At 43.0% G+C, this 223-nt stretch carries 1 protein-coding gene; it reads right to left on the reverse strand.

All coding sequences use genetic code 11. The annotated features are described in order from the left end of the window. A partial coding sequence (locus tag ACXAH9_RS17255) for a beta propeller repeat protein (protein ID WP_474896096.1) occupies positions 1-223 on the reverse strand: 223 nt, incomplete at both ends.

The raw sequence follows: 223 nt of genomic DNA on the forward strand, positions 1-223 counted from the left end.
CATATATCAGGAGTCTTGAATGTATAAATTCGTGAAAGCGGTCCGGGACCTGCTGTCATTAAAACAACTTTATCAGAATCGAAACCATGAACATCGCGAAACTGAAATGAACCACCTGTAGGGTGGGTAAAGGACTGCCAGCTCGATCCACCATCAGTAGTCAATAAGAAGGTGGCATCATGCCCACTTATCCAGGAGGTGTTATCATCTACAATACTTATTG

Source organism: Ekhidna sp. ABH4_415, from assembly GCF_056161305.1.